8 protein-coding genes are annotated in these 9,120 nt (G+C 68.3%); 7 read left to right on the top strand and 1 reads right to left on the bottom strand.

Features of this window, described 5'->3' with window-relative positions; all coding sequences use genetic code 11:
* The 4 genes from WC493_RS20250 to argE form a co-directional block, all read left to right on the top strand.
* The coding region (locus WC493_RS20250; RefSeq protein ID WP_373067919.1) for a cysteine hydrolase family protein at window positions 1–646 on the top strand (646 nt) is incomplete at its 5' end.
* Window positions 647–665: 19 nt separating this feature from the next.
* Complete coding sequence (locus WC493_RS20245; RefSeq protein WP_373067917.1) at window positions 666–1,658, top strand: phosphotransferase enzyme family protein; 993 nt, start codon at window positions 666–668, stop codon at window positions 1,656–1,658.
* Entirely contained in the window at window positions 1,655–2,980 is a 1,326-nt protein-coding gene (locus tag WC493_RS20240; RefSeq protein ID WP_373067915.1) for an aspartate aminotransferase family protein, read from the top strand. The genes WC493_RS20245 and WC493_RS20240 overlap by 4 nt, the downstream gene beginning before the upstream one ends.
* Before the next feature lie 79 nt (window positions 2,981–3,059).
* Window positions 3,060–4,211, top strand: a complete 1,152-nt coding sequence (gene argE, locus WC493_RS20235; RefSeq protein WP_373067913.1) for an acetylornithine deacetylase — start codon at window positions 3,060–3,062, stop codon at window positions 4,209–4,211.
* Here the strand turns inward: argE and WC493_RS20230 are convergent.
* Window positions 4,208–5,572, bottom strand: coding sequence for a formimidoylglutamate deiminase (locus WC493_RS20230; protein ID WP_373067911.1), 1,365 nt, complete (start codon window positions 5,570–5,572; stop codon window positions 4,208–4,210). The two genes, argE and WC493_RS20230, sit on opposite strands and share 4 nt — an antisense overlap.
* 87 nt (window positions 5,573–5,659) lie before the next feature.
* On the opposite strand from WC493_RS20230, the gene hutI reads away from it, so the two are divergent.
* From hutI to hutU, 3 genes are all read left to right on the top strand, one after another.
* On the top strand, window positions 5,660–6,874 hold the full coding sequence (gene hutI / locus WC493_RS20225; RefSeq protein WP_373067909.1) for an imidazolonepropionase: 1,215 nt from the start codon (window positions 5,660–5,662) through the stop codon (window positions 6,872–6,874).
* Window positions 6,871–7,662: an N-formylglutamate deformylase gene (gene hutG / locus WC493_RS20220; RefSeq protein WP_373067907.1), complete on the top strand. Its 792-nt coding sequence runs from the start codon at window positions 6,871–6,873 to the stop codon at window positions 7,660–7,662. The genes hutI and hutG overlap by 4 nt, the downstream gene beginning before the upstream one ends.
* 18 nt (window positions 7,663–7,680) lie before the next feature.
* Window positions 7,681–9,120: urocanate hydratase (hutU, locus tag WC493_RS20215; RefSeq protein ID WP_373067905.1), on the top strand; the 1,440-nt coding region annotated here is incomplete at its 3' end.

The following is a 9,120-nucleotide window of genomic DNA, read 5'->3' as shown; positions in this document are numbered from 1 at the left end:
GCCGGACGATCCCGACCTGTCGCCCGCGACCACGGCGCTCCTGGTGATCGACGTCCAGAACACCTATCTGACGCGGCCCGCGCGCGAGACCCTGAGCAACCCCGCGGATCTTGCCCGCTACGATGCCTGGACGCCGTTCCACGAACGCATGCACGGCACGGTGATCCCCCATATCGCCGCCCTGCTGGCCGAGTGCCGGGCGCGTGGCATCGAGTGCATCTTCGCCCGCATCGCCTGCCACACGAAGGACGGGCGCGACCGTTCGCTGAGCCAGAAGAAGCCCGGCTTCAACAATCTCCTGCTGCCCAAGGACGGTGAACCGTCGCAACTGGTCGCGGCGCTGGCGCCCCAGGGCGATGAAATCACCGTCATCAAGACGACGGACAGCGCCCTGACCGGCACCAACCTCCGCCTGATCCTGCACAACCTCGGCATTCGCACGGTGATCTGCGCCGGCATCTTCACCGACCAATGCGTCGCCTCGACCGTGCGCAGCCTGGCGGACGAGAGTTTCGACGTCGTCGTGGTCGAGGACGCCTGTGCCGCCGCCACCCTGGAACTGCACCAGGCGGAACTCGCCATCATCAACATGATCTACTGCAACGTCATGACCCTGCAGGAATTGCAGGCTCTCATGGTGCGCTGAAACGCCGGAGATCGCGCCCGTGTATCAAGCCGACTTCCTCGCCCGCCTCGAGGCTGCGCTCCGCGGCGCCCTGCCGCTCTGGGGCATGGGCGACGACACCGACCTCGAACTGCTGACGATTTCCGAGAATGCCACCTTTCTGGCGACCAACAGGAAGAGCTTCGCCCGCACCGTCTTCCGCGTCCACCGGCCGGACTATCACACCAAGGACGAGATCGCCTCGGAACTGGCCTGGATCGAGGCGCTGCGCGCGACCGGCGAGGTTTCGATCCCCGCGCCGATCCCGATGACCAGCGGCGCCCTGATCGCCGACATCGACGACGACGGCCACACCCGACACGTCGTGGCCTTCGAATTCGTGCCCGGGATCGAGCCGCCGGACGGCGACCTGATCCCCTGGTACCGGGAACTCGGCGCGATCCATGCGACGCTGCATAGCCATTCGATTTCCTGGGCCAAGCCGAAGGGCTTCACCCGCTTCTCTTGGGATTTCGAGACCACGATCGGCGCGACGCCCCATTGGGGCGACTGGCGGAAGGGCCTCGGCCTCGACGATGCGGGCAGGGCGGTGATCGAACAGGTGGTCGACCTGTTGCGCCGCAAGCTCGACGCCTATGGCAAGGGACCGGCGCGTTTCGGCCTGATCCATGCCGATCTCCGCCTGGCCAATCTGCTGGTCGATACCGATCGCCTGACCCTGATCGATTTCGACGACTGCGGCTTCTCCTGGTACCTCTATGATTTCGCGACCGCGGTCTCCTTCTTCGAGACCGATCCGCGCATTCCGGCGCTGCTCGACGCCTGGAAGGAAGGCTATCGCCGCGTCCGCCCCTTGAGCGAGGAAGAGGCGGCGATCATTCCGGCCCTGGTGGTGATGCGGCGGATCCAGCTCACCGCCTGGATCGCTTCCCATGCCGAGACGCCGACGGCGCAAGCCATGGGCGAACCCTATACCGCCGGCACCGTCGAGATGGCCCGGCGCTTCCTGGCGGCCGAAGGGGGCGCAGAATGACGGCACAGACGAAACGGATCCTCTCCCTCAACGCCTTCGAGGGCGGGACGAACCTGCCGGCAGACGTGGCGGCCCTGGTGGCGCGCCGGCGTAACACCTTTGGTGCCGGCTCGGTCCTGTTCTACGACGAGCCCCTGCACATCGTGAAGGCCGAGGGCTGCCATATCTATACGGCGGACGGGCGGAAATACCTGGACCTCTACAACAACGTCCCCTCGGTCGGCCATTGCCATCCCGGCGTGGTCGCCGCCGTCTCGGCCCAGCTCGCCGCCTTCAATACCCACACCCGCTATCTCTACGACAATATCCACGACTATGCGGAACGCCTGCTGGCGAGCTTCCCGCCGGCGCTCTCCAACATCGTCTTCACCTGCACGGGCTCGGAGAGCAACGACTTCGCCCTCCGCCTGGCCCGGCTCGCCACCGGCAAGGACGGTTTCGTCGTCACCCGCACCGCCTATCACGGCAACACGACGGCGGTGACCGACGTCTCGCCGTCATCCTCCCGCTCCGGCAAGCTGGCGCCCCATGTCCGGATCGTCGAGGCGCCGGGCAGTGCCGCCTATGGTGCCGATATCGGTGCCGGCTTCGCTGCCGCGGTCCAGGCGGCGATCGCCGATCTCGAAGCGGCGGGCATTGGTTTCGCCGGCCTGCTGGTCGATACGATCTTTTCCTCGGACGGCGTTTTCGCCGATCCGCCGGGCTTCCTCGCCCCCGCGGTCGCGGCGGCGCACCGGGCCGGCGGCCTGTTCATCGCGGACGAGGTGCAGCCCGGCTTCGGGCGTACCGGCGGTGGCCTCTGGGGCTTCGCGCGCCACGGCTTGGTGCCGGACGTGGTGACCATGGGCAAGCCCATGGGCAACGGCTATCCGCTGGCCGGCGTGGTCACCAGGCCGGACCTGTTGCAGGCCCTGTGCGACGAATACGGCTATTTCAACACTTTCGGCGGCAGCCCGGCGGCGGCGGCGGCCGGCCTCGCCGTGCTCGACGCGATCGAGGGCGAGGGGCTGATCGAGAATGTCGCCAAGGTCGGCGGCCATCTCAAGGAACGCCTCGCGGCGCTGCGCGGCAATGCCGCCGGCATCGGCGAGGTCCGGGGCGCCGGCCTCTATCTCGGCCTCGACATCGTGGGCGAGGACGGCACCAGCCCGGACGGGGCAGGGGCCAGCCGCATGATCAATGCCCTGCGCGCCAAGGGCGTCCTGATCGGCGCCGCCGGCCCCTTCGGCCATACGCTGAAGATCCGCCCGCCGCTCTGCCTTGGGCTCGACGAAGCGGATTATTTCGTCGATGCGTTGAGCGCGATCTGCCGCGGCGCCTGACTGGATTGGGAAAGCCTCTGCCCTGCTTCGGGCTTTCCTGGTTTTGGCGGCGGGCGATCTCGGCCATGCTGAGCGCATCATGTCGCGCACCATCGAAATCCTCGACCGCCTGATCGCCTTCCCGACCGTCAGCCGGGACAGCAACCTCGACCTGATCCGCGATGTCGAGGGTTTCCTGGCCGCCCTCGGCGTCGACAGCCGCCTGGTGTTCGACGACGAGGGACGCAAGGCCAATCTCTTCGCCACCATCGGGCCGAAGGACGCGCCCGGCATCATGCTGGCCGGCCATACCGACGTGGTGCCGGTCGACGGCCAGGCCTGGACCTCCGACCCCTTCCGCCTGATCCGGCGCGACGGCAAGCTCTATGGCCGCGGCACCGCCGACATGAAGGGTTTCATCGCCGCCTGCCTGGCCCTGGCCGAACAGGCGGTGCGCCAGCCGCTGGCGACGCCGATCCATCTCGCTCTCTCCTATGACGAGGAGATCGGCTGCGTCGGCGTGCGGCGGCTGATCGACCTGCTGGCCGGCCTCGGAATTCGCCCCAAGGCCTGCATCGTGGGCGAGCCGACGGGGATGCAGGTCGTCGTCGCCCACAAGGGCAAGACCGCGGTCCGCGCCCATTGCCACGGACTCGAATGCCATTCCAGCCTGGCGCCCTTGGGCCTCAATGCGATCCACCTGGCGGCCGACCTGATCGGGGCGCTGCGCCATCAGCAGGCGGCCTTGCTGGCCGGCGGGGCGCGCGACCGTGATTACGACGTCGATCATTCGACGATCCATGTCGGCACCATCAGGGGCGGCACCGCGCTCAACATCGTGCCCAAGGATTGCAGCCTGGATTTTGAGATCCGCCACCTGCCGGGCGATGCGCTGGAGCCGATCCTGGGCGCCATCGAGGCGGCGGCGGCGGCGATCGAGCGGGCGGCCAAGGCCGATTTCCCCGATGCGGAAATCCGCTTCGAGACGATTTCCGCCTATCCCGCCCTGGAAACCTCGCCGGATGCCGAGATCGTCGCCTTCGCCAAGGCGCTGACGGGTGGCAACAGTATCGGCAAGATCAGCTTCGGCACCGAAGGCGGCCTCTATCAGCGCGACCTGCACACGCCGACCGTGGTCTGCGGCCCCGGCCATATCGCCGATGCCCACAAGCCGGACGAATTCGTGAGCGAAGAACAGCTCGCCGCCTGCGACCATTTCCTGGCCGGGATGCTGGCCCTGCTGCGCGGCTAGGCCGCCATCAGGCGGCGCAGCACGGTGCGGAAACGCGCGGCCACGGCGTCGCGCGCGGCGTGGCACCCGGCGCTGACGACATGGCGCCCGGCGGACCAGACATCGGCCACCAGCCGGTCGTCGCCCGCGAAGATCCAGCCGTCGAGCAGGGCATCTCCCGTCCGCCCGTCCAGTGCCAGGGCGTCGCCGTCGAGGGCGACGAGATCGGCGAGGTATCCTTCGGCGATCATGCCGGCCTGGCGCCCCAGCGCCCTGGCCCCGCCCGCGGCTGCCGCTTCGTAAAGGGTGCGGCCGTTGGAGGCGTCTTCCGGGCAGATCACGGCACGGGATTGGCTGACCAGGCGCTGGCCGTATTCGAGCAGGCGCAATTCCTCGGCCAGCGCGATCCGCACGTTCGAGTCGGAACCGATGCCCCAGGTGCCGCCGGCAGTGGCGAAGCCTTCGATGGGGAAGAAGCCGTCGCCCAGATTGGCTTCGGTGATCGGGCAGAGGCCGGCCGTGGCCCCGCTCCGGGCCAAGGCGGCGGTCTCCGCGGCGGTCATATGGGTGGCGTGGATCAGGCACCAGCGCTCGTCGACCGGCAGGTTGGCGAGCAGCCAGTCGACCGGCCTTGTGCCGAGCCAGGCTTCGATGTCGCGCACTTCCTGCATCTGTTCGGCGATATGGATATGCACCGGGCCTTCGGTGAAACGGGCGGTCACGGCGCGCAGCAGCTCGGGCGTGGTCGCGCGCAGCGAATGGGGGGCGATGCCTAACCGGCAATCGGCGGGCAGGGCGGCGATGGCGCGGGCGGCCGCATCCATCAACCGGTCGTAACGATCGAAGTCGCAGCCGAAGCGGCGCTGCCCCTCGCTCAGCGGCTTGGCCCCGGCGCCGCCCTGGGCATAGAGCACGGGGAGATGGGTGAGGCCGATGCCGGTCTCGCCTGCTGCGGCGGCGATGCGGGCGGACATTTCGCCGATATCGTCATAGTCGGCGCCGTCCGGCGCATGATGGAGATAGTGGAATTCGGCGACGGCGGCATAGCCGGCCTCCAGCATCTCGACCTGGACCTGGGCCGCGATCGCCTGGAGATCGTCCGGGGTCAGCACGGCGGCGAAGCGATACATCAGCTCGCGCCAGGTCCAGAAACTGTCGCGCCCGCGGCCGCGCCGCTCGGTCAGGCCGGCCATGGCGCGCTGGAAGGCGTGGCTGTGCAGGTTGGCGAGCGCGGGCAGCAGCACGGCGGCGCGGTGATCGCCCGGCCCCGGGGCGGCGGCGCGCTCGATCACCGCGATTCTGCCGTCCGGCCCCGGCAGAACCCGCACGTCCCTTGCCCAGCCGTCCGCCAGCAGGACCTGGCGCGCAAAAATCGCCTGCATCGACACGCTCCTTATTGACTAGACAATAATCTTGATCCTACGATCCTTGGCAACTGGTTTCTCAGGAAATTGCAGGGGGAACTCGGTATGTCCGGCGGATCATTTGTCTTGATAAAAGCGCGGATCGCCACCATGGCCGCGCCTGCCGGCTATGGCCTGGTCGAGGATGGCGCGGTCGCCGTCGCCGATGGTCGCATTCAATTCGCCGGCCGGCGAGGGGATCTGCCCCATGCCTTCGCCCGCTGGCCGCAGATCGATCTCGAGGGCCGGCTGGTGACGCCCGCCCTGATCGATTGCCATACCCATCTGGTCTATGGCGGCAGCCGGGCCCGGGAATTCGAGCAGCGCCTCGAAGGTGCCACCTATGCCGAGATCGCGGCGGCCGGTGGCGGCATTCTCTCGACCGTGCGGGCGACCCGCGCCGCCAGTGCCGAGCGCCTGACCGCGGAAGCGCTGCCCCGGCTCGACGCCCTGCTGGCCGAGGGGGCCGGTACCGTCGAGATCAAATCGGGCTACGGCCTCGACCTCGACGGCGAATTGAAGATGCTGCGCGTCGCCCGCGACCTCGCCCGCCATCGCCGGGTGCGCATCCGCACGACCTTCCTGGGCGCCCACGCCCTGCCGCCCGAATTCGCCGGCAGGGCGGACGATTACATCGACTTCCTGTGCCGCGAGGTGCTGCCCGCCGCCCATGCCGAGGGTCTGGTCGATGCCGTCGACGCCTTCTGCGAGGGGATCGCCTTTTCGATTGCGCAGACGCGGCGGATGTTCGAGGCGGCGAAGGCCCTGGGGCTCCCGGTGAAGATCCATGCCGAGCAGCTCTCCAACCTCGGCGGGGCGGCGCTGGCGGCGCGTTTCGAGGCGCTCTCGGCCGATCATGTCGAATATCTGGACGAGGCCGGGGTGGCCGCCATGGCGGCGGCCGGCACGGTGGCGACGCTGCTGCCCGGCGCCTTCTATGCGCTCCGTGAGACGCAGATGCCGCCGGTCGAACGGCTGCGCGGGGCAGGGGTGCCGATCGCCCTGTCGACCGACTGCAACCCCGGCACTTCTCCGGTCACCTCGCTCCTGCTCATGCTGAACATGGGCTGCACCCTGTTCCGTCTGACCCCCAGCGAGGCGCTCGCCGGCATCACCATCAACGCCGCCCGCGCCCTCGGCTTGGCCGAGGAAACCGGCAGCATCGAGGCGGGCAAGGCGGCCGATCTCGCCGTCTTCGATGTCGAGGACCCGGCTGAGCTTGCCTATCGGATCGGCTTCAATCCGCTGCACAGCCGCTACCTCGAAGGAACGCCGGCATGACCCCGGTCAGCGTCATCCGGGGCGACGGCCCGGTCATCCTGGGCCAGCCCCATGGCGGCACCTTCGTCCCCATGGAGATCCTGGACGCCCTGAACGACAACGGCCGCGCACTGGCCGATACGGATTGGCACATCGATCGTCTCTACGACGGGCTGCTGCCCGGGGCGACGGTCGTGCATGCCGAATTCCACCGCTATGTGATCGACGCCAACCGCGATCCCGCCGGTGCCTCGCTCTATCCCGGGCAGAACACCACCGGCCTGGTGCCGGAGACGGATTTCGACAGCCGGCCGATCTGGCGCAGCCTGCCCGATGCGGCGGAGGTCGAGCGCCGCCGTCTCGCCTTCCACGCGCCCTATCACGCCGCCCTGGCGGCGGAAGTGGCACGGCTCCGCGCGCTCCATCCGGTCGTGGTGGTCTACGACTGCCATTCGATCCGCTCCGACATTCCCTTCCTGTTCGAGGGGCGCCTGCCGGTCTTCAACATCGGCAACAATGCCGGCGCCACCTGCTCGGATGCGATCCTCTCGGCCGTCGCCGGCATCGCCGGGCGGGCCGATGGCTTCGATCATGTGGTGAACGGCCGTTTCCGCGGCGGCTGGACCACCCGCCACTACGGCCGGCCGGAAACAGGCGTGCAGGCGATCCAGATGGAACTCGCCCAGCGCGCCTATCTCGCCGACGAGGCGGCGCCCTGGGCTTTCGACGAGGCCAAGGCCGCCCGCCTGCGCCCCCATCTCCGCGACATGCTGCAGGCGATCGAGGCGATCGCCCGCCAGAACACCTGATCCCCGAGGAGCGATCTCATGAGCAACCCCCGCCACAACACGCGCCAGGTGCGGGCACCCCGCGGCACCGAGCTGAACGCCAAGTCCTGGGCGACCGAAGCGCCGCTCCGCATGTTGATGAACAACCTCGACGCCGAGGTGGCGGAAAATCCGAACGAACTGGTGGTCTATGGCGGCATCGGCCGGGCGGCCCGCACCTGGGAGGATTTCGACCGTATCGTCGCCACTCTGAAATCGCTCGAGGCGGACGAGACGCTGCTGGTCCAATCGGGCAAGCCGGTCGGCGTGTTCAGGACCCATGCGGATGCGCCGCGCGTGCTGATCGCCAATTCGAACCTGGTGCCCAACTGGGCCAATTGGGACCATTTCAACGAGTTGGACCGCAAGGGCCTGATGATGTACGGCCAGATGACCGCCGGGTCCTGGATCTACATCGGCACCCAAGGCATCGTGCAGGGCACCTATGAAACCTTCGTCGAGGCCGGCCGTAAGCATTACGGCGGCAGCCTGAAGGGCAAATGGATCCTGACCGGCGGCCTCGGCGGCATGGGCGGGGCGCAGCCGCTGGCGGCGACCATGGCCGGCGCTTCCTGCATCGCGGTCGAATGCGATTCCGACCATATCGATTTCCGCCTGCGCACCCGCTATGTCGACGTGAGGGCGGAGACGATCGACGAAGCCATGGCGATCGTCGAACAGGCCCATGCCGCGGGCAAGGCGATCTCGGTCGGCCTGCTCGGCAATGCCGCCGAAGTCTTCCCCGAAATGGTCCGCCGCCGCATCCGGCCGGACATCGTGACCGATCAGACCTCGGCCCATGACCCGATCAACGGCTATCTGCCGATCGGCTGGACCATGGCCGAATGGAAGGCGGCGCGGGAGAGCGATCCGAAGCGCGTCGAGGCGGCGGCCAAGGCCTCCATGAAGGTCCACGTCCAGGCCATGCTGGATTTCTGGCGCATGGGAATTCCCACGCTCGACTACGGCAACAACATCCGCCAGCGCGCCTTCGACGAGGGCCTGAAGGATGCCTTCGACTTTCCGGGCTTCGTGCCGGCCTATATCCGCCCGCTGTTCTGCCGCGGCATCGGGCCGTTCCGCTGGGCCGCCCTGTCCGGCGATCCCGAGGACATCTACAAGACCGACCAGAAGGTCAAGGAACTGCTGCCCGACAATAGCCATCTGCACAATTGGCTCGACATGGCCCGGACACGGATCGCCTTCCAGGGCCTGCCGGCGCGGATCTGCTGGGTCGGCCTCGGCGATCGCCACCGGCTCGGCCTCGCCTTCAACGAGATGGTGCGGAAGGGTGAGCTGAAGGCGCCGGTGGTGATCGGCCGCGACCACCTGGATTCGGGCTCGGTCGCCTCGCCCAACCGCGAAACCGAGGCGATGAAGGACGGCTCGGACGCCGTTTCCGATTGGCCGCTGCTGAACGCCCTGCTCAATTGCGCCTCG

The organism is Zavarzinia sp. (genome assembly GCF_041650655.1).
GTDB lineage: Bacteria > Pseudomonadota > Alphaproteobacteria > Zavarziniales > Zavarziniaceae > Zavarzinia.
This window is presented reverse-complemented; position numbering and strand designations above follow the sequence as displayed.